Annotated in this window: 26 protein-coding genes; 11 read left to right on the top strand and 15 right to left on the bottom strand. The window is 58.6% G+C overall.

Annotated features, from left to right (window positions below; genetic code table 11):
- Positions 1-224: 224 nt before the first annotated feature.
- Positions 225-1001, bottom strand: coding sequence for an enoyl-CoA hydratase (locus ACR0EL_RS14380; protein WP_480500613.1), 777 nt, complete (start codon positions 999-1001; stop codon positions 225-227).
- 65 nt (positions 1002-1066) lie between these two features.
- Positions 1067-1918 (bottom strand): bifunctional DNA-formamidopyrimidine glycosylase/DNA-(apurinic or apyrimidinic site) lyase, encoded by an 852-nt coding sequence (mutM, locus tag ACR0EL_RS14375; RefSeq protein WP_480500612.1) that lies wholly within the window; start codon positions 1916-1918, stop codon positions 1067-1069.
- An 86-nt stretch (positions 1919-2004) separates the two neighbouring features.
- Between mutM and ubiE the strand changes: the two genes are divergently transcribed.
- Complete coding sequence (ubiE, locus tag ACR0EL_RS14370; RefSeq protein WP_480500611.1) at positions 2005-2757, top strand: bifunctional demethylmenaquinone methyltransferase/2-methoxy-6-polyprenyl-1,4-benzoquinol methylase UbiE; 753 nt, start codon at positions 2005-2007, stop codon at positions 2755-2757.
- Positions 2758-4287 (top strand): 2-polyprenylphenol 6-hydroxylase, encoded by a 1530-nt coding sequence (ubiB, locus tag ACR0EL_RS14365; protein ID WP_480500610.1) that lies wholly within the window; start codon positions 2758-2760, stop codon positions 4285-4287.
- A gap of 96 nt (positions 4288-4383) precedes the next feature.
- Here ubiB and ACR0EL_RS14360 read toward each other — a convergent pair whose 3' ends face one another.
- Positions 4384-5559, bottom strand: a complete 1176-nt coding sequence (locus tag ACR0EL_RS14360) for an acetyl-CoA C-acyltransferase family protein (RefSeq protein ID WP_480500609.1) — start codon at positions 5557-5559, stop codon at positions 4384-4386.
- A gap of 116 nt (positions 5560-5675) precedes the next feature.
- On the opposite strand from ACR0EL_RS14360, the gene ACR0EL_RS14355 reads away from it, so the two are divergent.
- The 6 genes from ACR0EL_RS14355 to ACR0EL_RS14330 all read left to right on the top strand — a co-directional run bounded on the left by ACR0EL_RS14355 (position 5676) and on the right by ACR0EL_RS14330 (position 11020).
- Positions 5676-6239, top strand: a complete 564-nt coding sequence (locus ACR0EL_RS14355; RefSeq protein ID WP_480500608.1) for a helix-turn-helix domain-containing protein — start codon at positions 5676-5678, stop codon at positions 6237-6239.
- 107 nt (positions 6240-6346) lie between these two features.
- The gene (locus tag ACR0EL_RS14350) at positions 6347-7531 is read left to right on the top strand and encodes a glycine C-acetyltransferase (RefSeq protein ID WP_480500607.1); all 1185 of its coding nucleotides are present in this window, start codon (positions 6347-6349) and stop codon (positions 7529-7531) included.
- Positions 7532-7545: 14 nt separating this feature from the next.
- Positions 7546-8574 (top strand): L-threonine 3-dehydrogenase, encoded by a 1029-nt coding sequence (tdh, locus tag ACR0EL_RS14345; protein WP_480500643.1) that lies wholly within the window; start codon positions 7546-7548, stop codon positions 8572-8574.
- Between the two features lie 64 nt (positions 8575-8638).
- Entirely contained in the window at positions 8639-9526 is an 888-nt protein-coding gene (locus tag ACR0EL_RS14340) for a tryptophan 2,3-dioxygenase (protein WP_480500605.1), read from the top strand.
- A 3-nt stretch (positions 9527-9529) separates the two neighbouring features.
- On the top strand, positions 9530-10357 hold the full coding sequence (locus ACR0EL_RS14335) for an alpha/beta hydrolase (RefSeq protein ID WP_480500604.1): 828 nt from the start codon (positions 9530-9532) through the stop codon (positions 10355-10357).
- A gap of 204 nt (positions 10358-10561) precedes the next feature.
- Positions 10562-11020, top strand: coding sequence for a GNAT family N-acetyltransferase (locus ACR0EL_RS14330; RefSeq protein WP_480500603.1), 459 nt, complete (start codon positions 10562-10564; stop codon positions 11018-11020).
- A 67-nt stretch (positions 11021-11087) separates the two neighbouring features.
- Here ACR0EL_RS14330 and infB read toward each other — a convergent pair whose 3' ends face one another.
- The 6 genes from infB to pip form a co-directional block, all read right to left on the bottom strand.
- Positions 11088-13574, bottom strand: coding sequence for a translation initiation factor IF-2 (gene infB, locus ACR0EL_RS14325; RefSeq protein ID WP_480500602.1), 2487 nt, complete (start codon positions 13572-13574; stop codon positions 11088-11090).
- An 8-nt stretch (positions 13575-13582) separates the two neighbouring features.
- Entirely contained in the window at positions 13583-14206 is a 624-nt protein-coding gene (locus tag ACR0EL_RS14320; protein WP_353012591.1) for an RNA-binding protein, read from the bottom strand.
- Between the two features lie 23 nt (positions 14207-14229).
- Positions 14230-15843 (bottom strand): transcription termination factor NusA, encoded by a 1614-nt coding sequence (gene nusA / locus ACR0EL_RS14315; protein ID WP_170537121.1) that lies wholly within the window; start codon positions 15841-15843, stop codon positions 14230-14232.
- Positions 15843-16433, bottom strand: coding sequence for a ribosome maturation factor RimP (gene rimP, locus ACR0EL_RS14310; RefSeq protein WP_480500600.1), 591 nt, complete (start codon positions 16431-16433; stop codon positions 15843-15845). Before rimP ends, nusA begins: the two co-directional genes overlap by 1 nt.
- A 159-nt stretch (positions 16434-16592) precedes the next feature.
- Positions 16593-17411 carry an ABC transporter substrate-binding protein gene (locus tag ACR0EL_RS14305; protein ID WP_480500599.1) on the bottom strand — a complete coding sequence of 273 codons (819 nt, stop codon included), beginning with the start codon at positions 17409-17411 and terminating at the stop codon, positions 16593-16595.
- Complete coding sequence (pip, locus tag ACR0EL_RS14300) at positions 17408-18385, bottom strand: prolyl aminopeptidase (RefSeq protein WP_480500597.1); 978 nt, start codon at positions 18383-18385, stop codon at positions 17408-17410. Before pip ends, ACR0EL_RS14305 begins: the two co-directional genes overlap by 4 nt.
- A 49-nt stretch (positions 18386-18434) precedes the next feature.
- On the opposite strand from pip, the gene ubiG reads away from it, so the two are divergent.
- The gene (gene ubiG, locus ACR0EL_RS14295; protein ID WP_480500596.1) at positions 18435-19181 is read left to right on the top strand and encodes a bifunctional 2-polyprenyl-6-hydroxyphenol methylase/3-demethylubiquinol 3-O-methyltransferase UbiG; all 747 of its coding nucleotides are present in this window, start codon (positions 18435-18437) and stop codon (positions 19179-19181) included.
- 2 nt (positions 19182-19183) lie between these two features.
- Here ubiG and ACR0EL_RS14290 read toward each other — a convergent pair whose 3' ends face one another.
- From ACR0EL_RS14290 to ACR0EL_RS14275, 4 genes are read right to left on the bottom strand one after another with little or no spacing between them, the layout of a single operon-like run.
- Positions 19184-19624, bottom strand: a complete 441-nt coding sequence (locus ACR0EL_RS14290; RefSeq protein ID WP_170537132.1) for a MarR family winged helix-turn-helix transcriptional regulator — start codon at positions 19622-19624, stop codon at positions 19184-19186.
- 13 nt (positions 19625-19637) lie between these two features.
- Positions 19638-20468 carry a carbon-nitrogen hydrolase family protein gene (locus tag ACR0EL_RS14285; RefSeq protein ID WP_480500594.1) on the bottom strand — a complete coding sequence of 277 codons (831 nt, stop codon included), beginning with the start codon at positions 20466-20468 and terminating at the stop codon, positions 19638-19640.
- Positions 20468-20725: a glutaredoxin 3 gene (grxC, locus tag ACR0EL_RS14280; RefSeq protein ID WP_480500593.1), complete on the bottom strand. Its 258-nt coding sequence runs from the start codon at positions 20723-20725 to the stop codon at positions 20468-20470. The genes ACR0EL_RS14285 and grxC overlap by 1 nt, the downstream gene beginning before the upstream one ends.
- A gap of 23 nt (positions 20726-20748) precedes the next feature.
- Entirely contained in the window at positions 20749-21528 is a 780-nt protein-coding gene (locus ACR0EL_RS14275; protein WP_480500592.1) for a double zinc ribbon domain-containing protein, read from the bottom strand.
- Here ACR0EL_RS14275 and ACR0EL_RS14270 point away from each other — a divergent pair.
- A complete protein-coding gene (locus ACR0EL_RS14270; RefSeq protein ID WP_480500591.1) occupies positions 21509-22339 on the top strand; it encodes a class I SAM-dependent methyltransferase in 831 nt (276 codons plus the stop codon). The two genes, ACR0EL_RS14275 and ACR0EL_RS14270, sit on opposite strands and share 20 nt — an antisense overlap.
- 56 nt (positions 22340-22395) lie before the next feature.
- On the top strand, positions 22396-23445 hold the full coding sequence (hemH, locus tag ACR0EL_RS14265) for a ferrochelatase (protein ID WP_480500590.1): 1050 nt from the start codon (positions 22396-22398) through the stop codon (positions 23443-23445).
- Between the two features lie 75 nt (positions 23446-23520).
- Here the strand turns inward: hemH and ACR0EL_RS14260 are convergent, their stop codons facing one another.
- Both ACR0EL_RS14260 and ACR0EL_RS14255 read right to left on the bottom strand, forming a co-directional pair.
- Complete coding sequence (locus ACR0EL_RS14260) at positions 23521-23703, bottom strand: hypothetical protein (RefSeq protein ID WP_170455786.1); 183 nt, start codon at positions 23701-23703, stop codon at positions 23521-23523.
- Positions 23704-23843: 140 nt separating this feature from the next.
- Positions 23844-24443, bottom strand: coding sequence for a L,D-transpeptidase (locus ACR0EL_RS14255; RefSeq protein WP_170537142.1), 600 nt, complete (start codon positions 24441-24443; stop codon positions 23844-23846).
- Positions 24444-24496 lie beyond the last annotated feature (53 nt).

The following is a 24496-nucleotide window of genomic DNA, read 5'->3' as shown; positions in this document are numbered from 1 at the left end:
GTTTCTTGACCTTTGTTCGGTACGGTTATCTTGGGTTGCGCGCCACGGATAAATCCGCACCGGATCAGAAATCACGAGTGTGAGTCGGGCCAGGCGGGCCGCACGCGCATGTATGACGGCGGTCTCTACCCAAGTTTTACAGGTTTGCCAAGCCGATTCTTGCCCGGCGCGCCCAACAAAAAAGCAGGCCGAAGCCTGCCTTTCGCGGGGTCTTTGTTGCGACCTTACTTATCGCGGAACTGCGCAGCACGTTTTTCCAGAAACGCCGCCATGCCTTCTTTCTGATCTTCAGTGGCAAACATCGAATGGAACACGCGACGCTCGAATAACAAACCTTCGCTTAGCGGCAGTTCATAGCTGCGATTCACCGCCTCTTTGGCCGCGGCAGTCGTCAGCAGCGATTTCTCAGCGATCTTCTGCGCTGCACCCATGGCTTCTTCCATCAGCTTTTTAGCTGGGACAACCCGGCTTACCAGACCTGAGCGTTCGGCTTCTTCCGCGTCCATGAAACGACCCGTCAGGTTCATGTCCATGGCCTTGGACTTGCCGACAAAGCGCGTGAGGCGCTGTGTTCCGCCAATGCCAGCAATCACACCCAGATTGATCTCAGGCTGGCCGAACTTGGCTGTATCGGCTGCGATGATGAAATCGCACATCATAGCCAATTCACACCCGCCGCCGAGTGCATAACCCGCCACAGCTGCGATGATCGGTTTGCGAATGGCCGAAACGCGCTCGTTGACCGAAGCAAAAAGATCCGCGCTAAGCACATCAACAAAGCTCATCTCGGACATCTCCTTGATGTCCGCACCTGCAGCAAATGCTTTGTCTGAGCCGGTGATCACAATGCAGCGCACTTTGTCGTTCTGATCTGCTTCTTCCAGCGCGTCGCAGAGCTCACTCACCAACTGAGTGTTTAGCGCATTCATCGCGTCGGGTCTGTCCAGCTTGATCAGCCCAACGTGGTCTTCGATTTCGACGATGATCGTCTCAAAAGCCATAAGGTTTAGCTTCCGGTTGTTCCGTTCAGGTACGATTCCTTATCACGCGAAAAACTTGGATCAAGTTATCTTTGGCATTGCGCACAATAGAAGGATGAGCGACCGGACTGGGTGATTCTCTTGATCAATGCGCCGCATCCTTCGGTGCGGCAGGGTTCATCTTCACGCCCGTAAACATCAAAGCTGTGCTGAAAATATCCAAGTTCTCCATCGGCTTGGCGGAAATCCCGCAGTGATGAGCCGCCAGCATCAATTGCATCCTGAAGCACCTGCCGGATGATCGGCACCAAAGCTGCAATTCGTGGCTTAGAAATCTGCCCGGCTTTGCGACGTGGCGAGACTCGGCCCCGATAAAGCGCCTCGCAGACGTAAATATTACCCAAACCGGCAACGATTCCCTGATCCAGAAGCGCCGATTTCACCGGCGTGTTCTTCCCCTTGAACGCATCAATCAAGTGCTGTTCGTGAAAATCATTGCCCAAGGGTTCCGGCCCCAGAACCGACAAAAGCTTGTGTTCTTCGGCCGTCACCGTTGGCAATAGATCCATCGCCCCGAACCGGCGCGGATCATTGAAAGTCACGCGCGCACCGTTGGCCATATGGAACACAACATGGTCATGTTTCTGCACCCTGGGGTGCTCATGCACGAACTGACCCAACGGATCACCGGACACCGTCATTCGCCCCGACATACCCAAATGCACCAGAAGGGTCTCACCACTGCTGAGATCGGCCAGAATATACTTTGACCGCCGCCGCAGCCGCTCAACACGCTTCCCGGTCAGGCGTTCCGCCATCCGGCCGGGAAACGGCCATCGCAGATCAGGGCGGTTCACGTCCGCCTGCGAGATCACCACCCCTTCCATCGCCGGAGCAAGGCCGCGCCTTACAGTCTCGACCTCGGGCAACTCGGGCATTACATGGCTCCTATACCAAAGGGCCGCATTGTGCCCGCTTCTCATGGCCCTATAACAGAAGCGAAATTCGACAAACGGCAAGGCAAATGTCTGACATCAACGACAACACCACTCATTTCGGGTTCGAAACCGTGCGCGAGGCGGACAAGGCAGAGCGCGTGCAAGGCGTGTTCAGTTCCGTCGCCTCGAAATACGATGTGATGAATGATGTCATGTCGATGGGCATTCACCGGATCTGGAAAGATGCGATGATGGATTGGCTCGCGCCCCGTCCCGGTCAGCGCTTGCTGGATGTGGCGGGCGGCACCGGCGATATTTCCTTTCGCTTCCTCAAACGCGCCGGTCATGGTCACGCCAACGTTCTGGACCTGACCGAATCGATGCTGATCGAAGGCCGCCAACGGGCCGAGGCGGATCAGATGTCCGACAGTCTGGACTGGGTGGTGGGCGATGCGATGTCGCTGCCGTTCGAAGACAACACTTTCGATGTTTACACTATCTCCTTCGGCATCCGAAACGTCACCCGCCCGCAAGAGGCTTTGAATGAGGCGTTCCGCGTTCTGAAACCCGGTGGCCGCCTGATGGTGCTGGAGTTCAGCCAATTGCCGAATGACGGGCTGCAGAAACTCTATGACCTCTACAGTTTCAACGTCATCCCCCGCATGGGCAAGCTGATCGCCAATGACTACGACAGCTATCAGTATTTGGTGGAATCGATCCGCAAGTTCCCCGATCAGGAGACGTTCCTGAACATGGTCTGCAGCGCCGGTTTTGAGAACGCCAAATACCGCAACCTGAGCATGGGTATCGCCGCCCTGCATTCCGGCTGGAAAATCTAGATGCGCGGCCCGCACAATATCATCCGCCTGATCCGAACAGGCGCCACACTGGAACGCACCGGTGCCATGAACGTGGTGCTGGATGCGTTTGAAGCTCCCAAGTCGTTGCGCTTCGTGGCCCACGCTCTTGGCAAGCCATTTCAATGGCTTGGCTACAAGGGCGATCCGGATATGCCGCCCGCGACGCGTGCCCTGACCGCACTTGGCCCCGCCTACATCAAATTCGGGCAGGTGCTCTCAACCCGGCCCGACGTGGTCGGTGATGAACTGGCCGAACAATTGCGCGTCTTGCAGGACAAGCTCCCGCCATTCTCCAAATCTGAGGCCATGGCTGAGGTGGAAAAGGAACTCGGGCAGCCCGTCAGTGACATTTTCAGCGAATTCAGCGACCCCATTGCCGCTGCATCCATTGCGCAAGTCCACAAGGCCAAGCTGGTCACCACGGGTGAAGATGTGGCGGTCAAAGTTCTACGCCCCGGCATCGAACGCGCCTTCCGCAAGGATGTGGATGCGTTCTATTTCGCTGCCCGTATCGTTCAACTCTTTGCCCCCGGCGCACGTCGTCTGCGCCCGATAGAGGTGATCGAACACTTCGACGGCGTCGTGCGCGGTGAGCTAGATCTGCGCCTCGAAAGCGCTGCCGCCTCGGAATATGCCGCCAACACAAAAGATGATGCAGGGTTCTGGCTACCGCCGGTGGTGTGGTCCCTATCCGCCCGCCGTGTGATGACGCTCAGCTGGGCGGATGGCATTCCGCTTGGCGACAATGACGCGCTGGACGCCGCAGGCCACAACCGCCGTGATCTTGCGGAACGGGTACTGCGGCTGTTCCTGTTGCACGCGCTCCGCGACGGCTACTTCCATGCCGATATGCATCAAGGCAACCTGAAGGTCGCCGCCAATAGCGATATCATCGCCTATGACTATGGCATCATGGGCCATATCGACGAATACACCCGCCGGGTCTATGCCGAGATCCTCTTCGGCTTCATCCGCCGCGATTACAAGCGCGTGGCCGAGGTTCATTTCGAAGCCGGGTACGTCCCCGCCGACCGGGATGTCGATGAATTCGCCCGCGCCTTGCGCGCAGTCGGCGAACCGATTTTCGGCATGGACGCAACGCATATTTCGATGGGTCGGCTGCTAAGCTACCTATTTGAAGTCACCGAACGCTTCGGCATGGAAACCCGGACCGAGTTGATCCTGCTGCAACGCACCATGGTCGTGGTCGAAGGCGTTGCCCGTTCACTCGATCCACATATGAATATCTGGGAAGTCGCCCGCCCCGTGGTCGAGGACTATATCAAACGCTCAATAGGCCCACGCGCCGCGCTGCGGGACTTTGGGAAGACCGCTCTGGTTCTGGCCAGATTCGGCCCACGCCTGCCTGCACTGGTGGAGAACGCACTCATCGCACAAACCCAAAAAGAAGAGCCCAAAGAATCAGGCCTTCTACGCGGCATCCTCACAACCCTACTCGGCGCCGTCCTCGGGGCCGCCAGTGTTCTTATGATCATGGCGTTTGGCTAGGTTCAGCCCACCTGCTTCATCTGGCCATAAATATCCTCGGGGGGAATCGCGCCTTGGCGCGATGGGGGGCAGACAGCCCCCCAAACCGATCTCAGATCAAAGCCTCTCAATGGCAAGCGCGATGCCCTGGCCGCCGCCGATGCACATGGTGATCAATCCCTTCGAACCGCCCGTGCGCTCCAACTCGTACAGCGTTTTCAAAGTGATAATTGCGCCTGTGGCACCAACCGGATGCCCCAGCGCAATCGCGCCACCGTTTGGGTTCACCTTTGCAGCATCCAGCCCAAGTTCCTGATTGACCGCCAAAGCCTGCGAAGCGAAGGCCTCGTTGCTTTCGATCACATCAAAGCTTTCCGCTGACAAGCCGGTCTTCTTCAACAGGTTCTGAACCGCTGGAACCGGGCCAATCCCCATGACCTCGGGCCTTACGCCTGCATGGGCATATCCCAACACCCGGGCCTTGGGCTTCAACCCAGCCTTTTCCGCCGCATCTGCCGTGGCCAGAACCATCGCCGCCGCGCCGTCATTGATGCCCGAGGCATTGCCCGCCGTCACGCGCCCCTCTTTCTTGAATACTGGGCGCAGACCAGCCAGCGCTTCGGCGGTGGTCGCTTTGGGGTGTTCGTCCACCACAAAGTCAACCATGTCCCGCTTAACCTTGACTTGAACGGGCGCGATCTGGCTTTCGAAATGTCCCGCCTCAATCGCAGCCGCCGCGCGGGTCTGGCTGCTCAGGGCGAACGCATCCATCTGTTCACGGCTGATCTGATGCTCATCCGCGACGTTTTCAGCCGTAACACCCATATGGCCGGTTCCGAATGGGCAGTTCAGCGCGCCCAGCATCATGTCCAACGAAGAAACGTCACCCATCTTCGCCCCCCAGCGCGCCTGAGGCACGATATAGGGGCTGCGCGACATGCTCTCGGCCCCGCCTGCCACCGCAAAATCCGCATCGCCCAGAATCAGCGCCTGCACTGCTGACACAATGGCCTGCGCACCAGATCCACACAGTCGGTTCACATTCATCGCAGGTGTCCCGTTCGGGATCCCAGCCTGCATTGCTGCGACCCGCGACAGGTACATATCGCGCGGCTCGGTATTGATTACATGACCAAAGACAACTGTCCCGATCTGAGCACCTTCAACACCCGAACGCTCAAGCGCTGCTTCGGTCGCCACCGTGGCCAGATCAATCGGCGCGGTCGAGGCCAATGCACCGCCAAAGGTGCCAATTGCGGTGCGCGCACCGTCGAGAATTACGATATCGGTCATGGGACAATCCTCCTGAATTTGCGCTTACTATGCACCCGCTGAATGACCCTGTCGCGCAAGACGTCCCGTCACGGTCAGAATTGACATCCGCTCGCGCAACACTCATGGATTCCGTCATGACGGAAAACACAGACGATATCCTGACCCGCCTGCCCGCCCGCCTGAAAGAGGCGCGCCGCGCCAAAGGTCTGTCGCTTGAGGCCGTGGCCAATCTCAGCGGCGTCTCGCGGTCCATGGTCAGCCAGATCGAACGCGGCGAGAGCAGCCCCACCATCTCGACCCTGTGGAACCTGACCCGCGCCTTGCAAGTCGATTTCGCGGGCCTTCTGGACGATGCCAACAACACCGACCAGATCGAAGTTTTACGTCAGGCCGAAGTACCCAGCATCGACAATATGGGCGAGAAATGCCGCATCCGCATCCTCTCTCCCCCGGAAGAGGCCGGAGGGCATGAGGTCTATGACATCCAGTTCGAAGCCGGTGGGGCGCTGAACAGCCAGCCGCATGCGCGGGGGGCACGGGAACAGCTGACCGTGCTTGAAGGTGCTGTCCGCATCACCTCTGGCGCCGCGGTTTCCGAACTGCGCCAAGGCGATACTGCGCGGTATGCGGCCGATATTTCGCACTGCATTTCAGCGATTGATGCAGCACGCGTGTTCCTGATCGTCAAGAACGCCTAACCTGCAAAATCCGTCTTCACGGATATTTTTCCTGAATATTGTATTTCCCCTATTTGGGAAACACGTCCGTTATGCTAGATATGCGACTCAGTTGATCGGAGGTCGCCATGGCAGATGCATTCTTGTCCCACATAACGGACACACTCGCGCAGATCGAATCCGAGGGTTTGTACAAACGCGAACGCATGATCACCTCGCCTCAGGGCGGTGAGATCACGGTGGGCGATCGTCAGGTCATCAACCTGTGCGCCAATAACTACCTTGGTCTGGCGGATCATCCTGCGCTGATTGAAGCTGCCACCAATGCGATGGAGCCCAAAGGCTTTGGCATGGCCTCCGTTCGGTTCATCTGCGGCACCCAGGACATTCACCGGGAGTTGGAACAGAAGCTGGCCGAGTTCCTGAACAAGGACGACGCGATCCTGTTCGCTGCCTGTTTTGACGCAAACGGAGGGCTGTTCGAACCACTGCTGGGCCCCGAGGATGCTATCATCTCCGACAGTCTTAACCACGCCTCGATCATCGACGGGGTGCGGTTGTGCAAGGCCAAGCGCTATCGCTACATAAACAACGACATGAACGATCTCGAAGCGTGGTTGAAACAGGCCCGCGAGGATGGGGCCCGTCACATCATGATCGCCACCGATGGGGTGTTTTCGATGGATGGCTATCTGGCCAACCTGCCGAAAATCCGCGAGCTGGCCGACAAATACGATGCGATTGTCATGGTCGATGACTGCCACGCCACCGGTTTCATGGGGCCGAACGGCGCCGGTACGCCGGATCATTTCGGTGTCGATGTGGATATTCTGACGGGAACCTTGGGCAAGGCACTTGGGGGGGCAATCGGCGGCTATATCGCTGGACCGCAACCAGTGATCGACCTGCTGCGGCAGCGGGCGCGGCCCTATCTGTTCTCAAACTCGCTGCCGCCCTCAATCGTCGCCGCCGGTTTGGAATCGATCCGACTGGTCGAAGAAGGAGACATGCTGCGCGCGCAACTGTTCGGCAACGCCAAATACTGGCGCGCGGGGCTGGAAAAGCTGGGCTTCGACCTGCTGCCCGGGGAGCACCCGATCATCCCGGTAATGTTAGGTGAGGCGAAGCTGGCGCAGGACATGGCGGCAAAGCTGTTTGAGGAAGGTGTCTATGTCTCGGGCTTCTTCTTCCCGGTTGTCCCACGCGGGCAAGCGCGGATCAGAACGCAGATGAATGCGGCCCTGACTCGCGAGGAACTGGATCGCGCCTTGGCTGCTTTTGGCAAGGTCGGCAAGGACCTGGGAGTGATCTGATGCGCCCCAACACGATGAAAGCACTGGAGAAGTCTAAGCCCGAGGAAGGGTTGTGGATGGTGCAGGTCCCAGTGCCCGAGATAAGCCCAGACGAGGTTCTGATCCGCGTCAACAAAACCGGCATCTGCGGCACCGATATCCATATCTGGAACTGGGATGACTGGGCTGCCGCCACGGTGCCCGTGCCGATGATCACCGGGCATGAATTTGCCGGTGAGATTGTCGAGATCGGCCGCAATGTGACCGGTCTGGAGATCGGCCAGCGCTGCTCGGGCGAAGGCCATCTGATCACACCCGACAGCCGCCAAAGCCGTGCAGGCAAATTTCACCTCGATCCTGGTACCCGCGGAATTGGAGTCAACGAGCAGGGCGCATTTGCCCAGTACCTGAAACTGCCCGCCTTCAATGTCGTCCCCTTACCCGACGAGGTGCCAGATGAAATCGGCGCCATCCTCGACCCGCTGGGCAATGCCGTTCACACCGCGCTGAGTTTCGATTTGCTGGGCGAGGATGTTCTGATCACCGGCGCGGGCCCCATTGGGATCATGGCCGCAGCCGTTGCGCGCCATGCGGGCGCACGAAACGTGGTGATCACCGATATCAATGCCGACCGTCTAAAGCTGGCCGAACATGTGGTACCAACCGTGCGCCCTGTCGATGTATCCGCCGAGGACCTGAACGACGTCATCACCGAGCTCGGCATGCAACAGGGTTTTGACGTCGGTCTGGAAATGTCCGGGTCTCAGGCCGCATTGGACCAGATGGTCGAGGCCTTGGTGATGGGCGGAAAGATTGCTCTGCTGGGTATCCCCCCGGGCAAATCCCCGGTCGATTGGTCCCGGATCGTATTCAAAGCCATTACCATCAAGGGTGTCTATGGGCGCGAGATGTTCGAGACCTGGTACAAGATGATCGCCATGTTGCAGAACGGTCTGGATGTCAGCCGTGTGATCACCCATCGCTATGGCGTGGACGACTTTGACAAAGGCTTTGCCGCCATGAAATCGGGCCAATCCGGCAAGGTTGTTCTGGACTGGACTTGAACCACTGGAAAGTTGCAAACGCAGCCTCTACACACGTAGCAAACAGCACAGGTGGGTAGGCAGCATGAGCGACAAAGCCAATGAAGACCGGTATCTTGAGCGCGGGATTGAAGACTCTCTGGTCACCGATTTCGCCGAAACCCACCGCAAAAGCTATGGCGACTTTCTGCAGCTCAAGACCCTGCTGAACCTTCAACGTACGTTTCAGGACCCGGCTCAGCCCGATGAAATGCTGTTCATCATAATCCATCAGGTCAGCGAGTTGTGGCTAAAGCTGATGCACCACCAACTGGTCGAAGTACGACGCTTCTTGCAGCAGGATGAGTTCGGCCCGGCGATGAAGAACATCGACCGGATCAAAGCCATTCAACGGCAGTTGATCACAGCATGGGAAACCCTGCTGACCATGACACCTGCCGATTACATGACATTCCGTCAGGCCCTTGGCAGTTCGTCCGGCTTTCAAAGCTACGGGTATCGCCAGATCGAATTCATTCTGGGTAACAAGGATGCTTCGACCCTGAAGGTTCATGAACATGATCCCGAGGTCATGGAGCAGTTGAACGCGGCGCTGACGAAACCTTCGCTGTACGATGAGGTGTTGCATATGCTTACGCGCCAGGGCTTCGATGTACCGCAAGACCTGTTGGACCGCGATTATGCACAATCCTATTCAGGGGACCCTCGCGTGGTGAAAATCTGGGCGCAAGTGTACAGCGATACCGATCGGTATTGGCAGCTGTATGCGCTGGCAGAAAAGCTGATGGATGTGGAATCCCTCTTCCAGCGCTGGCGCTTCGATCATGTCACAGCAGTCGAGCGCGTGATCGGCAATCAACCCGGCACAGGCGGATCCAGCGGCGTCTCTTTCTTGCGCAAGGCCTTGGATTTGAGGTTCTTCCATGATCTCTACGATGTACGCACCGAGTTGATGTACACAGATCAGGAGTAGGTGATGCTGTATCGCGGGTTTTCACAGTCCGAGCTGGAGCAGGAATATTCCCCCAGCTCCATGGTCGGAGGCGACCTCACGCCCTATCTGAACAGCTATGCCGCCCTGAGTGCACAACACCGTGCCCAAATGACGGTGCAAGAGAACCTCGCCTATGGCGAAAGCGCGACGCAGGTTCTGGATTTCTTTCCGGCGAAAGGCGCAGGCGCGCCGCTGCATGTGTTCATTCATGGCGGATACTGGCAGGCACTCAGCCAACGCGAGTCGGCAATGATGGCCCCGGCCTTGATCGAGGCGGAACAGTCTTTTGCAACGCTGAACTACACGCTCGCTCCCGACGCCCGGATCGGGGATATGGTCGAAGAATGCAGCAACGCGCTGTTATGGCTGGCCTCGCAGGCCGAAACGCTTGGGTTTGATCCCACGCGGATCACCTTATCGGGGCACAGCGCAGGCGCGCATCTGGCCAGTATGGTCATGGCACGTTCAGCCAACGATCTGGCCCGCGCCGGGTTACGGGTGCGTGATGTGATCCTGATCAGCGGGGTTTATGATCTGGAACCGATCAGCCTGACCCCGGTGAACGACCCGCTGCAACTAACCCCGGTCGAGGTGAACGACTTGTCGCCCATCCGCCACCTCCCCCGCCCCGGCCCGCGCTACCACGTGATCGTGGCCGAAAGGGACACGCCCGAGTTCGTCCGCCAAAGCCGGGACTACGCAGAACTGCTACGCAAAGCCGGGCATGCCGTCAGTTTCGACCTGAAAAAGGGGATGCAGCATTTCGACATCATCATGCATTCGGGGACGTTCCTACCCGTGTCTCGGTAGTCATAGGTGTTGAACGTCTGGCATAGCTGACCTTTGTGTCATAGACCAAAGCAACCACTTTGAACCCCGCTTTCTCACGGATCTTGTTATGACGGGTTCTTCGAGACCTATATTGATCGTCTACAGAGAGCCCTTTTCGGCAGCTTTAAAGTCCCGGGATTTCGCGCTATGGCTCTGGCATCTGAAACCATCCGGTGCATTTAGGTGAAACCTCAAAACCCCACCATACGGCCTGCACAAATGACGGATGCCGTTGGACTAGCAGCCTGCATTGACGCGGCATATGCCAAATACGCCGAGAGGATCTCCGATTTACCCGAGGTTTCAGAGGGATGCGCGGAGGACATTGCCAACAACCAGGTCTGGGTCGCAGTGCAAAGCGATGAGGTCATCGCTGGTCTCGTTCTTATTGCCGATGACGGCTTCATAAAGCTGGCAAATCTTGCGGTCCATCCCGACCATGGCGGTCAAGGGTTGGGACGGAAACTGATCAAACTTGCGGAAGTCGAAGCCAAACGGCAGGGATTTGATGAGATGCGTTTGAACACCCATGTTGATATGCCCGAAAACATTCGACTGTATGAGCATCTGGGGTGGGTTGAGGTGTCTCGAAGTACAAACACCGTCTCGATGACTAAAAACCTAACGCACGATCAACATTAAAGGTTCTCAGCGTTCCAAAAAAAACGGCCCAAAAGAGCCGCCTTTTTTGTTTTAGTGCAGGACCAGATCAGTCCAGCGTCCGCGTAACCTCTTCGCGCTCGAAAATTTCGATCACGTCGCCTGCGCGGATGTCGTCGTAGTTTTCGAACGCCATACCGCATTCCTGACCCGACTGAACCTCGGCCACTTCGTCCTTGAAGCGTTTCAGTGTCTTCAGCGTGCCTTCGTGAATCACCACGTTGTCGCGCAGGAGGCGGACGCCTGCGGACCGGCGCGCCACGCCTTCGGTGACCAGACAGCCAGCAACCTTGCCAACGCCGGTAACCTTGAAGACTTCGCGGATCTCGGCATACCCAATGAATTTTTCGCGGATCTCAGCGCTCAGCAGGCCGGATGCGGCGGCTTTGACGTCATCCACGAGGTCATAGATCACCGAGTAATAGCGGATTTCGACACCCTTCTGGTTCGCGGTGTTCCGAGCGGACGCATTGGCACGGACGTTGAAGCCCATAACCGGCGCGCCCGAAGCTTCGGCCAGGCCGATATCCGTTTCGGTGATCGCACCGACGCCTGAATGCAGAACGCGCACGCGCACCTCGTCGTTACCGATTTTTTCCATCGCCTGAACGATGGCTTCGGCAGACCCTTGCACGTCGGCTTTGACGAGGATGGGCAGCTCGGCCACGTTCTCATCGTCTTTGGCCTTCTGCATCAACTGCTCAAGGGTCGTTGCGGCACCGGCGGCAGCGCGTTTGTCCTTGGCGGCTTGCTCGCGATATTCAGCGATCTCGCGCGCTTGTGCTTCGGTCTCGGTCACGTTCAGAACGTCACCCGCTTCGGGCGTGCCGTTCAGGCCCAGAACCTCGACCGGAACCGAGGGACCTGCTTCTTTGACGCGCTCACCCTTGTCGTTGATCAGCGCACGGACCTTACCATATTGCTCACCCACGACGAAGATATCGCCCTGACGCAGCGTGCCGTTCTGAACCAGAACGGTAGCGACAGGGCCGCGGCCCACATCCAGCTGCGCCTCGATCACGGCACCCTGGGCGGCGCGATCAGGGTTAGCTTTCAGTTCCAGAATTTCGGCCTGCAGCGCGATGGCTTCCAGCAGTTCATCCAAACCCTGGCCGGTGATGGCCGACACTTCGACGTCCTGAACTTCACCCGACATCTTCTCGACGATGACTTCGTGCTGCAGCAGGTCTGTACGCACTTTATCCGGATTGGCCTCGGGCTTGTCGATCTTGTTGATCGCCACGATCATCGGCACTTCGGCGGCCTTGGCGTGGTTGATCGCCTCGATGGTCTGCGGCATCACCGCGTCATCGGCGGCAACAACCAGAACAACGATATCCGTGACCTGAGCCCCGCGCGAACGCATCGAGGTAAAGGCCGCGTGGCCCGGAGTATCCAGGAAGCTCAGCGTGGTGCCGCCAGCGGTTTTGACCTGATAGGCACCGATATGCTGGGTGATGCCACCCGCCTCACCGGCAACAACCTTCGCATCGCGGATCGCATCCAGCAGCGAGGTTTTACCATGGTCGACGTGGCCCATGATGGTGATGACCGGCGGACGCTGCTGAAGATCTTCTTCCTTGTCCTCGATATCGGCAATCACATCTTCCACGTCCGCATCCGAGACGCGCACAACCTTGTGGCCAAACTCTTCGATGATCAGTTCGGCTGTATCGGCGTCGATGGTCTGGTTCTGCGTGACCATCATACCCATCTGCATCAGCGACTTGACCACATCAGCCACACGTTCGGCCATACGGTTCGCCAGTTCCGAGACAACGATCGCCTCGGGCAGCTGAACTTCGCGGATTACCTTTTCGCGCTCGACCGAGCCACCCATGGCTTTCTGGCGTGCACGCTCCTGCTTGCGCTTCATCGACGCCATCGAGCGCTGACGGCCTCCGTCACCACCCGACAGGGCCTGATTCAGTGTCAGCTTGCCCGAGCGGCGGCCATCATCGCGACCCTTGCCCCGCGTGTTGCGCTGTTCACGATCGCGGTCGGTTTTACGCGGCGCTTCGGCGGGGGCAGGTTTGCCAGCAGCAGGTGCCTTGGATTTAGGCGCCTCTTTTGCAGCAGCAGCTTCAGCGGCGGCCCGTTGGGCAGCCTCTTCGGCTTCTTTGCGCTTGCGATCTTCTTCTTCGGCCTTGGCGCGAGCGCGTTCTTCAGCCTCGCGCTGCTCGCGTTCCTTGGCCTCTTGCTCGGCACGGCGACGGGCACGTTCTTCTTCACGTGCTTTTTCCTGCGCTTCGCGCTGTGCCGCTTCTTCGGTTTCACGGGCCTTGGCAGCCTGCAATGCCTTCATACGGCGCGCCATTTCCGCATCGGAAATTCCAGCAGGACGACGCGACGGATCACCCGAGGGCGTTGCTCCACCGCTCGGCTTGCTGGCACCCGGCTTGGGGACCACCACGCGTTTGCGTTTGGTTTCCACCACGACATTCTTGGTGCGTCCGTGGCTGAAACTCTGTTTCACATTTCCGGGGCGCGCCCCGCCACGAAGGCCCAATGTCTTTTTGCCGTCATTATCGCTCATAAAGCTTCTTACCCTTCCGCGCGGCCCCTGCCGCCGTCATCCGTTTCGCGCAAGCCACGCAGGCGCTGCGCTTCCTCTACAACACGTTTGGCAAGACCGCCAGAGGCCAAGGCCGCATGAATCACGGTTTGGCGCCCAAATGCCTGTCCTAACTCGTCCGCGGTCAGCCAACCGATGTATTTTCCAAAGTGCGGCGTGCTGAGTTTCGACTTGCCGCGCCCCGATCCGTCTGCGGCCTGAATCAGCACCTGGGCCTCTTCCCGGTCCAGCCACGTCTTGACCTTTTCGTAGCCCGCAACCGCATCACCAGACTTGCGCGCCAGGCTCAACAGCTCGATCACCCGACGAGCGACCTGCTTCTCCACTTCGTCGATCAGGTCTTTGGGCGCAGTTACCTGCGTCTTGAACCCGCGCGAGAACAGTTTCTTTCCAACGGCCTTATCCAAAGCCGCACGATCCGCCGCGACATAGACCCCGCGCCCCGGCAATTTTGCCGCGACATCCGGATAGACCTGTCCATCCGGGCCGGTGACAAAGCGGATCAGCCCGTATTTGGGCTGTACCTCGCCCGTGGCGATGCACTTCCGCTCTGGCCCATCGGACCGATCCTTATGGACGCCACCGCGACCCATGTCAGCCACCCGAGGCCCTGAGATCAGGCCTCGGCCTCCTCTTCTACAACGTCGCCGTCTTCTTCGGCTTGCTCCAGCTCAGCCGGGTCAACCCAGCCCAGCATAATGCGCGCCGTCATCACCAGATCCTGCGCCTCTTCCAGCGTGACGCCGAAGGGCTCCAGAACACCGTCATCCTTGATGCGTTCGCCATCGACCGTAGTCCAGCCACCGGCCAGTTCCCAGTCAGCGCAGGTTGCGAAGTCTTCCAGCGTCTTCACATCATCCTTGGCCAGCGCCTCTACCATCTGGGGAGTCAGGCCTTCGAATTCAATAAGGCTGTCCTCGACGCCCAGCGCGCGAGCCGCATCCAGCGCCGCCTTGGCCTGAGCCTCTAGGAATTCGCGTGCACGGGTCTGCAATTCCTGCGCGGTGCCTTCGTCCACACCGTCGATGACCAGCAATTCTTCGATCTCGACATAGGCAACCTCTTCAAGGTTGGTAAACCCTTCCGACACCAGCAGCTGTGCGAAGAACTCGTCCAGATCCAGTGTTTCCATGAACAGCTGGGTGCGGGCTTCGAATTCCTTCTGACGACGGGCCGATTCTTCGGCTTCAGTCATGATGTCGATGTCCAGATTGGTCAGCTGGCTGGCCAGACGTACGTTCTGACCACGGCGACCGATAGCGAGGGACAGTTGTTCCTCGGGGACTACCACTTCGATCTTGCCGGCTTCTTCGTCCAGAACCACCTTGGAGACCTCGGCAGGCTGCAGAGCGTTCACCAGGAAAGTCGGCTGATCTTCGTTCCACGGGATAATGTCGATCTTTTCGCCCTGCAGCTCGTTCACAACGGCCTGCACGCGGCTGCCGCGCATACCAACGCAGGCGCCCACAGGGTCAATCGAGCCATCATAGGAGATCACGGCAATCTTGGCGCGCGAGCCTGGGTCGCGGGCCACGGCCTTGACCTCGATGATGCCATCATAGATTTCCGGCACTTCCATCTTGAACAGCTCGGCCATGAATTCCGGCGCGGTGCGCGACAGGAAGATCTGGTGGCCACGAACCTCGCGGCGGACCTCTTTGATGTAAGCACGCACGCGGTCATTCGGGCGATAGCTTTCGCGGCCGATCTTGTCGTTGCGACGCAAAACCGCCTCGGCGCCGCCCAGATCGACGATGACGTTGCCAAATTCTTCACGCTTGACCGCACCGTTGATAATGGTGCCTGCACGATCCTTGAATTCTTCGTACTGACGATCCCGCTCGGCTTCGCGGACCTTCTGCAGGATCACCTGCTTGGCGGATTGAGCGGCGATACGGCCCATTTCAACCGGCGGAACCTCTTCAACGAAGACATCACCGACCTCAGGGTTTTCCATGTATTGCTTGGCCTGCTCGACGGTGAACTCGGCCTGATAATTCTCAAGCTCTTCATCCTCGACCACGGTGCGCACGCGGGTAAAGGTCGCCTTACCTGTCTTGCGGTCAATCGACACGCGAATGTCCATCTCAGCGCCGTAGCGGCTCTTGGCAGCGCGGGCGAGCGATTCTTCCATCGCTTCGACAACCAGACCGGGGTCGATCATCTTTTCGCGGGCCACGGCCTCGGCGGTCTGCAGCAGCTCCAGCTGGTTGGCTGAGGTGATTGCCATCAGTTCGTCTCCTCTTCGGACCCTTCGGTCTCAATCTCGTCGAAAGCGTTTTCGTTCAGGGCACCGGCGTCTTTGCGCTGGCGCAGCATTTCCTTAATCAGGTCATCAGTCAGGACCAGCTTGGCATCGCTCAGCCAGTCGAATTGCAGACCGATGGTGATGGTCTCAGACCCTTCGGGGATGTTGATCAGAACCTCATCCCCTTCGATCCCGGCCAGTTCGCCCTTGAACCGGCGGCGACCGTCAATCAGTTCGGTGGTCTCGATCTTGGCCTCGTATCCCTCAAACGTCTCAAAATCCTTGAGGCGGGTCAGTGGCCGGTCGATGCCTGGGCTGGAGACTTCCAGCGTATAGGCGTCCAAAATCGGGTCCTCGACATCCAGTGTGGCGCTAACCGCGTTGGAAATCTCGGCGCAATCATCTACCTCGATACCGCCATCGGGCTTGTCGGCCATGATCTGCATCGTCGTGGTTTTGCCGCTCATCAGGCGAATACGGACAAGCTCATACCCCAGATCCTCGATCACCGGGGTGATGATCTCGGCCAGTCGCCTGTCGATGGCTGCTTTGGCTATCAGGTCGTTTGTCATTCAGGTCTCTACCCTGTCGTCGGGCACAAAAAAACGGGCGCGCGGCCCGTCGAATTTTCCGGTGGAGCCTTGGACCAGAAGTCCAACGCGCCGCTGTTGCAACTGCATATACGCAGGAGTTTCCGAGTCTGCAACCCCCGGCGCAAATCGTGATCGAATTTACACCAGCCACCACCGTTCGGCGATACGCCCGTCATCCAGCGCAGCTTTGCCGATCTGTCTGGGCATCCCGACATGCGACGCAACAGCTAACGACAAATCCTTGTCATTCGGGAAGAATCTCAGGCCGCGTTTGTCGCGCAACAGATCACCCGCAGGCAGAGCTGCGATATCAACATAGCCGTCGCGCAACGCTTCGGCCCGGACCTGTGCGTCAGGGATCACAATGACCTCGATCTTATCGGCCCACCCGGCGGTATTGCCCTTATAGTGATCGGCCACTTTCCGCCCCAGGAAGTTCCGATCATCCTCGGCCCTTTCAACGCGGTAGCAGCCAGTGCCATTGGCCAGTTTCAAGGGCGTTACACCCGAACCGTTCCGCGCGATCACAAACCTTGTGTCTGCCAACTGGAACGGAAGACTCGTGTTGGGTGCGGCAAGTTCAACGCGTATTTCAGACGCAGAGAGGGCCTCTGCCCGCCCAAACTCGGCCAGTACCGGCAGGATATCGGCCACAGTCAAATCTGAGCCGTTGTGGAACTGCACCCCTTCGCGCAGATTGAACGTCCAGGCGCGGGCATCCGCATCGGTCTGCCAAGTGTTTGCCAGTTCGGGCCGTAGCGTCCCGTCGGGCGCGATCTCGGTCAGGGTATCGAACACCGCACCACGGGCGACCTGTTCCAGGCTGTCATCGCGTGGTACGGCCAAACGCAAAGTCCCACCAGCCTTGGGTGTATCCGCCAAAGACGCACCCGTTGCCGCGAGCAATGCAGCCGCAGCACCCGAAGCGAACAAAGCACGGCGGTCCATCCGGGTCATGCCCAGCCCTCCGCCACACGGTCCATGATGCGCACAAGCTCGGCGCTGATACCGGGCTCGGACAAGGCATGTCCGGCCTGTCGTACCATCTTCAGCTCAGCATTGGGCCAGCGTTCCGACAGGTTCCACGCCGCTTGTGGCGGGCAGATCATATCATACCGGCCTTGAACGATATGGCCGGGGATATGCGCGATCCGGTCCATCTGATCCAGAATCTGCCCGTCCTTTTCCAAAAAAGCGTTGTTGGTGAAATAGTGATTTTCGAGACGCGCAAAGGCCCGTGCGTATTCGCCGGGGCTTTCGCCTACCACACCGTTGGAATGGATCGAGGCCAAGGCATTTTCCCAGGCCGACCATGCCTTGGCATACAGGATTTCGGTTGCCCGATCGCCCGAGAACAGGCGTTTGTTATAGGCTTTGATCGTATCCGACAGCTCATCTTCGGCCAGCAGAGAGTTAAACTTGGCCCAAGGTTCGGGCCAGAACTTACCTGCACCGCCGCCATAGAACCAGTCCAACTCGGATTGGGTCGCCAGAAACACCCCACGCAGCACCAGGCGGCTCACTCGATCCGGATGGGCCTGCGCATAGATCAGCGCCAAGGTCGCGCCCCAGCTGCCGCCAAACACCGTCCATTCCTCGATATCCAGAAGCGATCGCAGACGCTCGATATCCTCGACTAGATGCCAAGTTGTATTGTTCTCGACCGAGGCATGAGGTCGTGACTTCCCGCATCCGCGCTGATCGAACAGAATCACCCGGAACACGCGCGGATCAAAATAGCGCCGCATCGCCGGGCTGCAGCCACCACCCGGTCCACCATGCAGAACCACCACCGGCAGGCCGTCGGGATTGCCGCATTGTTCCATATAAATCTGGTGCCCATCGCCCACGCTGACCAATCGCTGATCGAACGGGTCGATCGGCGGGTACAAATATTGCACTGCGCGCTTTTGGTCCGGGTACTTGTCCATTATGGCCCTATATAGTCCTCAAGACGTAAAAGAGCATACGGAGACAGGAATGCAAGCGCATCCGAACACGGTTGACCCATCCGAGATCGCAAAATTCGAGGCGATGGCAGCGGAATGGTGGGATCCGAACGGAAAATTCAAGCCATTGCATATGCTGAACCCCTGTCGTCTGGACTATATCACACAGCAGATCGCCGAGGAATTTGACCGTGATCTGAAGGCTGCGAAACCGTTCGAAGGCCTGCGCCTGCTGGATATCGGCTGCGGCGGAGGTTTGCTTAGCGAACCGATGGCCCGCCTTGGCGCGACGGTCGTGGGCGCAGATGCTGCCGAGCGCAACCTGCCCGTCGCCCGCATCCACGCCGAACAGTCGGGGCTGGAGATCGACTATCGCCACACAACGGCCGAGGATATGGCCGCCGCAGGCGAACAGTTCGACGTTGTGCTGAACATGGAAGTGGTCGAGCATGTAGCCGACCCACAATCCTACCTAACCGCCACGCAGCAACTGCTGAAACCCGGCGGGCTACAGGTGTGCTCGACCATCAACCGAAACCCGAAATCCTACGCCATGGCCATCTTCGGGGCCGAGGTCGTCATGCGCTGGCTGCCCCGCGGCACGCATGAGTGGAACAAGTTCATCACCCCGGATGAGCTGTTCGACCTGCTGCGCCAAGCCGGATTGGAACCCGTAGATCGTAAGGGTTTCGTGTTCAACCCGATCCTGTGGAGCTGGTCGATCTCGGACCGGGACCTGAGCGTGAATTATGTGACGGCGAGTGTGAAGGCGGGGTGACTCTATTCCCCCTCCAACTGCAACCGCAAATCCCGTAGCACCGGCAGCGTACTGCGGACACGCTCCAACCCCAGCTCTCCGACCACGCGGTTGATCAACGGGGCGATCGACGCGATCGCCTGATCGCGCGCGCGGCGGCCGGCTGGGCTGATGGCCACCATCTTGCGGCGGGCATCGTCCCAGTCGGGGCGGATGTGGATGTATCCGGCCCATTCCAACTTGGCTAAGGTGTTGGTCATCGCCCCTCGGGTCACGTGAAAGGTATTGGCCAGCTGCGCCGGGCTACGCTCATCCCCGACAAAGACCAGATGGTTCAGCACTGAAAAATGCGATATTTCCATGCCCTTGGGCAGCACGCGGCTGAGCCGGTTGCGCAATAGCTGATCGGCGGTCAGGATCTCGCTGAACAGCGTGACCGCTAGGGCATTTGTCTCGTCTGTCATGGTCCGGTCTGGATCAGGGTCCGTCGAAAGGGCGGCGATGCGTCAGCGAAGGTACACGCTGGCGCGCCTCTGTCACAGAACTATCATCCAAATCGAAAAAGTGAATGCCCGGATTGGTGCCTGCGTCGATGACGACCTCTCCCCACGGGGCAACGACCATGCTGTGGCCATGGGTATGACGGGTCTTTCCCCGCGTGGTGGGGTGTGCACCCGTTTGCGCCGGGGCAAGCACCCAACAGCCGGTTTCAATCGCCCGCGCCCGCAACAGGGATTCCCAATGAGCCGCACCGGTGACGGGAGAAAACGCCGCCGGAACCGTAAGGATACGCGCTCCAGCCTGCGCAAGGGCGGCATGCAGATGGGGAAATCGAATGTCGTAGCAGATGGTCAGGCCAACCTTGCCGAAATCAGTCTCGGCAACCACCGCTTGTTCGCCCGGACGGTAGTTTTTCGATTCGCGGAACGTCTCGGTTTCGGTGACCTGCACGTCGAACATGTGGATCTTGTCATACCACGCGACGATCCGACCCTGCGGGTTGATCATGAAGCTGCGGTTCGCAAAGCGGCCATCCGGGTCGTGGGTCTTGATCCCAAGCGACCCGATCAGCAGCCAAACGCCCAACTCGGCCGCCTGCCGCCGTAGACCGGCCAGCGTGATATCGTCTTCCTCATGCTGCAACACCTCGCGCTGCCGCGTGGTGCTGTTGGACACGCAATTCGTGACCTCGGGGGTCAGGATGAACTGCGCGCCCTCAGCGGCGGCCTCGGCCATCATGGTGCGAACCATCTCCAGATTCGCGGCCGGGTCGTCCGATGAGGTGATTTGCAGCAGAGCGGTTTTCATCAGGCCGCCAAAAGACGATCCAGCATGCCCTGGCGGTCCAGCTCATACAGGTCATCGCAGCCGCCCACGTGATCAGGGCCGATGAAAATCTGGGGCACAGTGCGCTTACCACCCGCGCGTTTGATCATCTCAGGCTTGCGCTTGGGGTGCAGCAGCACGTCGATTTCATTGAATTCAACGCCTTTTTGCTTCAGCAGACGCTTTGCAGCATGGCAAAAGCCACAAAGCGGCGATGTATAGATTTCAACCGGTTTCATGTTTCCGTCCCTTCGGGTTTCGCTCAATCTTGGGCGAAATAGGCATCCTTGGCAACGCGTGCCAGCACCAACACGGAAATATGATTTGCCCCGGCGTCGCGGCACGCCTGCGTACACGCCGCCAGCGTCGCTCCGGATGTCATCACATCATCGACCAGCAGGATGTCGCGCCCCGAGATCCGTTGCCGTCGCTTGGGATGCGGAGCGATCACATCTGCCAGAATCTCAGCCCGTTGCGCAGCGGTTTTGCCGTCCAGCACCGGAGTGCGCTTGCGCCGCACCAACAGATCGGGGCAGACCTCTGACCCGGTTTCTGCGGTCAGATGCTGGGCCAGAAGCGCAGATTGGTTGTAGCGCCTTTTCATCAAGCGGGACCAATGCAGCGGGACCGGAGCGATCAGCATGCCGGGCCGGATCAGTTCGCGTCCGGCCTGCGCAAGCCAGCACGCGGCGGGTCGCGCGAGTTCAGGCCTGTCCCCGTGCTTGAGCGACAGGATAAGGGACTTAGCCCGCCCCTCATACATCAGGGCGGCCCGACCATCTTGCCAGGGGCGCGGTGTTTTCAGGCAATCATCGCATTCGATCCGATGACCATCACCTTCACCTGGAACAGGCACACCGCAGCTGTCGCAAACCGTCCCACCAATAAATGGTGTATCGCGCCAGCACTCTCCGCAAAGTCCAAAATCCGAGTCGGTCAAGGTGCCGCAACTCAGGCATCTGGGCGGGTAGATCAGTTGCAACGCGGTTTGCACGCGCTGCCAAATGCGATACCTGCGGGGTATGAAACTGCCTGCGTCCAATGCGCCCTCGCTTTTTGACCGCCCAACCCTGTTGCGCCGCCGCGCACGGGTTCAGGATAGTGCCCTGTTCCTGCATCGCGCCGCCGCGGACGAAGTGCAGGATCGGCTGAGCATGGTTAACAGAAGCTTTACGGCGCCTGCGATTGTGACGCCGTTTGCGCATATCTGGCAGGATGTATTGCCGGGTGCCCAGATCGTCACGGATGACGACGCGCTTGCCCTGAGCCAAGGCGCGCATGATCTGGTCGTGCATGCGATGGCTCTGCATTGGGCCAATGATCCGGTTGGGCAACTGATCCAATGCCACCGCGCCTTGCGCCCCGATGGCTTGTTGCTGAGTGTGTGTCTGGGCGGCGAAACCCTGCATCAACTACGCGCGGCACTTGGGCAGGCCGAGATTGAAGTGACAGGTGGGCTTAGCCCCCGGATCGCCCCCATGGCAGAGCTTAGAGACCTGGGAGGACTGCTTCAGCGGGCTGGATTAGCGTTGCCTGTTGCAGACGCGGTGCCTCTGACAGCCGAGTATCGCGATCTCACCCATCTGATGCGTGATCTGCGCGCGATGGGGGAAACAAACGTGCTGGCGGACCGGCTTAAATCACTTACGCGCAGGCAGGTATTCACACGTGCGCAAGAGATTTATGCCAGGCATTTCAGCACCGCCACAGGCCGCTTGCCTGCGACCTTCGAATTGATTTGCCTGACCGGTTGGTCACCTGACGACAGCCAGCCCAAACCGCTGCGCCCGGGATCTGCCCAAATGCGCCTTGCTGACGCGCTGAATACGGATGAGGGCAAACTGCCCGATTGACGATTGGGTTTTTCCCTTTATCTCAGGCCAGAACGCGAAAACTCAGGAAGACCCAAATGTTCGATGCAACCCGCCCAGCGCATGCTCCAGCCGATCACCCCAAAGTCAAAATGGGGCGCGTGGGTATCTTGCTCGCCAATCTGGGTACGCCGGACGACTATAGCTACTGGCCAATGCGACGCTATCTGAACGAGTTTCTGTCGGATCAACGCGTAATCGACTACCCCAAATGGAAGTGGCAGCCGATCTTGCAGGGCATCATCCTGACCAAACGCCCTTTCAGTTCGGGCGAGGCGTATAAGTCGATCTGGAACCACGACAAAGGCGAGAGCCCGTTGATGACGATCACCAAGGATCAAACCACCAAGCTGCGAGACGCGATGCGGGCACGCTATGGGGATCAGGTGATGGTCGATTTCTGCATGCGCTATGGCAACCCGTCGACCAAATCCAAGGTACGCCAGATGGTGGCAGAGGGCTGCGATCGCATCCTGTTTTTCCCGCTTTATCCGCATTATGCCGGGGCAACGACAGCTACAGCCAATGATCAGTTCTTTCGCGCGCTGATGGAGGAGGCCTGGCAACCGGCCAGCCGAACCGTTCCCGCCTATTACGACGAACCAGCCTATATCGAGGCGCTGGCGCAATCGGTCGAGCAAGCCTATGCCGCCATGGACGCCAAGCCGGATACGCTTGTCTGTTCCTATCACGGGATGCCCGAGCGCTACCTGCAACAGGGCGATCCGTATCACTGCCAGTGCGTCAAGACATCCAGACTGCTGAAAGAACGCCTAGGTTGGTCTGATGACCAGATTGTGTCCACTTTCCAGTCCCGGTTCGGGCCCGAGGAATGGTTGAAACCCTATACAGTGGATCACGTGGCCGATCTGGCCCGTCAGGGTAAGAAGAATATCGCCGTGATCGCGCCGGCCTTTTCCGCCGATTGCATCGAAACGCTGGAAGAGATCAACGAAGAGATCAAGGAAAGCTTCGAAGAGGCGGGCGGCGAAAGCTTCACCTACATTCCCTGCCTGAATGACAACGATTCGCACATTTCAGCTCTGGGAAAGATCATCGAAGACAATCTGAGCGGTTGGCTGGACTAGTCAGCCCCATCTTTCAGGCATGAAAAAAGGCGGTGGAGCGATCCACCGCCTTTTCTCTGGATAAAGCTCGTAAGCTTAGCCAGCTGCAACAGCTGCGGCCACAACGACCAGCAGGATCAGCGGCAGCAGGATGCCCTGCGAAGAACCCTGAGTTTCTTCAACAACAACAGGTGCTTCAACAACTGGCTCTTCCAGGTTGCCCGCATATGCGGTCGAAGCAGCAGCAGTCAGAGCAGCGGCGAGAACGAGTTTTTTCATATTAACCTCCAGAATTTGCGCGATTCCAGTTCTTTGGAACGCGCATCTAAGACTTACCTCGTGGTTTTTTTCTAATCAGCAAAGCGGTTGGAATGCAATTGCAACTTGAACGCCAAGCCACCAGCTGCGCGAAAATGTCGTCAAATTAGCAACACTTGCGTGCCGACCTTGGCCATCGAAAACAGTTCGGCAATGTCTTCGTTAAACAGACCGATGCAGCCGTTCGACGATTTTCGGCCAATTTTGCGCGTGTCATGCGTTCCGTGGATGCGATAGTACTTCCACCCCAGATATAAAGCATGTGTTCCCAATGGGTTATCCGGCCCAGGCGGGATATAGTCAGGCCATTCAGGATTCCGCTTCTTCATCGAAGGGGTCGGTGCCCAGCTTGGACCCTCGACCTTGCGGATGACGCTGGTACGGCCTCGGCGGGTCATTTCTTCGGTCAACGGCACCGATGACGGGTAGAGTTTGTACACAGTTTGGTCATCTGACCAATAATGCAGCGCCCGTGACACCGTATCGACCAGAATGGCCCCGTTTCTGGTGTTCGAGAAATAGGGCTGCCAGTCCAGCGCACGGAATCCCGAAACATTGCGACGCACAGCGGCTTCGGGCTCGGGCGCTGGACGCAACGGATCGCCAGGAATGTATTGCGCTAGCGCCGGGCTTGCCACCAAGGCAGCCGCGCCAGACAGGAAACCTCGGCGGGTCTGAGGGGAAATGCGTTTCTTGACCATGAGTGCGGTCCTTTGCGAGGGCGAGTTCTGAAATTTTGGGCATTCTATTGCCA

This window comes from Ruegeria sp. AH12 (assembly GCF_056541465.1).
The sequence above is the reverse complement of the archived record's forward strand: the minus strand, read 5'-3'. Positions and strand labels throughout refer to the sequence as shown.

What these genes read in the sequence shown, in the direction of transcription:
- infB (WP_480500602.1), bottom strand. Translation starts at nt 13,574, where the DNA reads ATGAGCGATAATGACGGCAAAAAGACATTGGGCCTTCGTGGCGGGGCG.
- ACR0EL_RS14260 (WP_170455786.1), bottom strand. Translation starts at nt 23,703, where the DNA reads ATGAAAAAACTCGTTCTCGCCGCTGCTCTGACTGCTGCTGCTTCGACC.
- tdh (WP_480500643.1), top strand. Translation starts at nt 7,546, where the DNA reads ATGAAAGCACTGGAGAAGTCTAAGCCCGAGGAAGGGTTGTGGATGGTG.
- ACR0EL_RS14320 (WP_353012591.1), bottom strand. Translation starts at nt 14,206, where the DNA reads ATGGGTCGCGGTGGCGTCCATAAGGATCGGTCCGATGGGCCAGAGCGG.
- grxC (WP_480500593.1), bottom strand. Translation starts at nt 20,725, where the DNA reads ATGAAACCGGTTGAAATCTATACATCGCCGCTTTGTGGCTTTTGCCAT.
- ubiE (WP_480500611.1), top strand. Translation starts at nt 2,005, where the DNA reads ATGTCTGACATCAACGACAACACCACTCATTTCGGGTTCGAAACCGTG.
- rimP (WP_480500600.1), bottom strand. Translation starts at nt 16,433, where the DNA reads ATGACAAACGACCTGATAGCCAAAGCAGCCATCGACAGGCGACTGGCC.
- ubiG (WP_480500596.1), top strand. Translation starts at nt 18,435, where the DNA reads ATGCAAGCGCATCCGAACACGGTTGACCCATCCGAGATCGCAAAATTC.
- pip (WP_480500597.1), bottom strand. Translation starts at nt 18,385, where the DNA reads ATGGACAAGTACCCGGACCAAAAGCGCGCAGTGCAATATTTGTACCCG.
- ACR0EL_RS14355 (WP_480500608.1), top strand. Translation starts at nt 5,676, where the DNA reads ATGACGGAAAACACAGACGATATCCTGACCCGCCTGCCCGCCCGCCTG.
- ACR0EL_RS14380 (WP_480500613.1), bottom strand. Translation starts at nt 1,001, where the DNA reads ATGGCTTTTGAGACGATCATCGTCGAAATCGAAGACCACGTTGGGCTG.
- ACR0EL_RS14350 (WP_480500607.1), top strand. Translation starts at nt 6,347, where the DNA reads ATGGCAGATGCATTCTTGTCCCACATAACGGACACACTCGCGCAGATC.
- ACR0EL_RS14255 (WP_170537142.1), bottom strand. Translation starts at nt 24,443, where the DNA reads ATGGTCAAGAAACGCATTTCCCCTCAGACCCGCCGAGGTTTCCTGTCT.
- ACR0EL_RS14290 (WP_170537132.1), bottom strand. Translation starts at nt 19,624, where the DNA reads ATGACAGACGAGACAAATGCCCTAGCGGTCACGCTGTTCAGCGAGATC.
- ACR0EL_RS14305 (WP_480500599.1), bottom strand. Translation starts at nt 17,411, where the DNA reads ATGACCCGGATGGACCGCCGTGCTTTGTTCGCTTCGGGTGCTGCGGCT.
- ubiB (WP_480500610.1), top strand. Translation starts at nt 2,758, where the DNA reads ATGCGCGGCCCGCACAATATCATCCGCCTGATCCGAACAGGCGCCACA.
- ACR0EL_RS14360 (WP_480500609.1), bottom strand. Translation starts at nt 5,559, where the DNA reads ATGACCGATATCGTAATTCTCGACGGTGCGCGCACCGCAATTGGCACC.
- mutM (WP_480500612.1), bottom strand. Translation starts at nt 1,918, where the DNA reads ATGCCCGAGTTGCCCGAGGTCGAGACTGTAAGGCGCGGCCTTGCTCCG.
- hemH (WP_480500590.1), top strand. Translation starts at nt 22,396, where the DNA reads ATGTTCGATGCAACCCGCCCAGCGCATGCTCCAGCCGATCACCCCAAA.
- ACR0EL_RS14340 (WP_480500605.1), top strand. Translation starts at nt 8,639, where the DNA reads ATGAGCGACAAAGCCAATGAAGACCGGTATCTTGAGCGCGGGATTGAA.
- nusA (WP_170537121.1), bottom strand. Translation starts at nt 15,843, where the DNA reads ATGGCAATCACCTCAGCCAACCAGCTGGAGCTGCTGCAGACCGCCGAG.
- ACR0EL_RS14285 (WP_480500594.1), bottom strand. Translation starts at nt 20,468, where the DNA reads ATGAAAACCGCTCTGCTGCAAATCACCTCATCGGACGACCCGGCCGCG.
- ACR0EL_RS14270 (WP_480500591.1), top strand. Translation starts at nt 21,509, where the DNA reads ATGAAACTGCCTGCGTCCAATGCGCCCTCGCTTTTTGACCGCCCAACC.
- ACR0EL_RS14335 (WP_480500604.1), top strand. Translation starts at nt 9,530, where the DNA reads ATGCTGTATCGCGGGTTTTCACAGTCCGAGCTGGAGCAGGAATATTCC.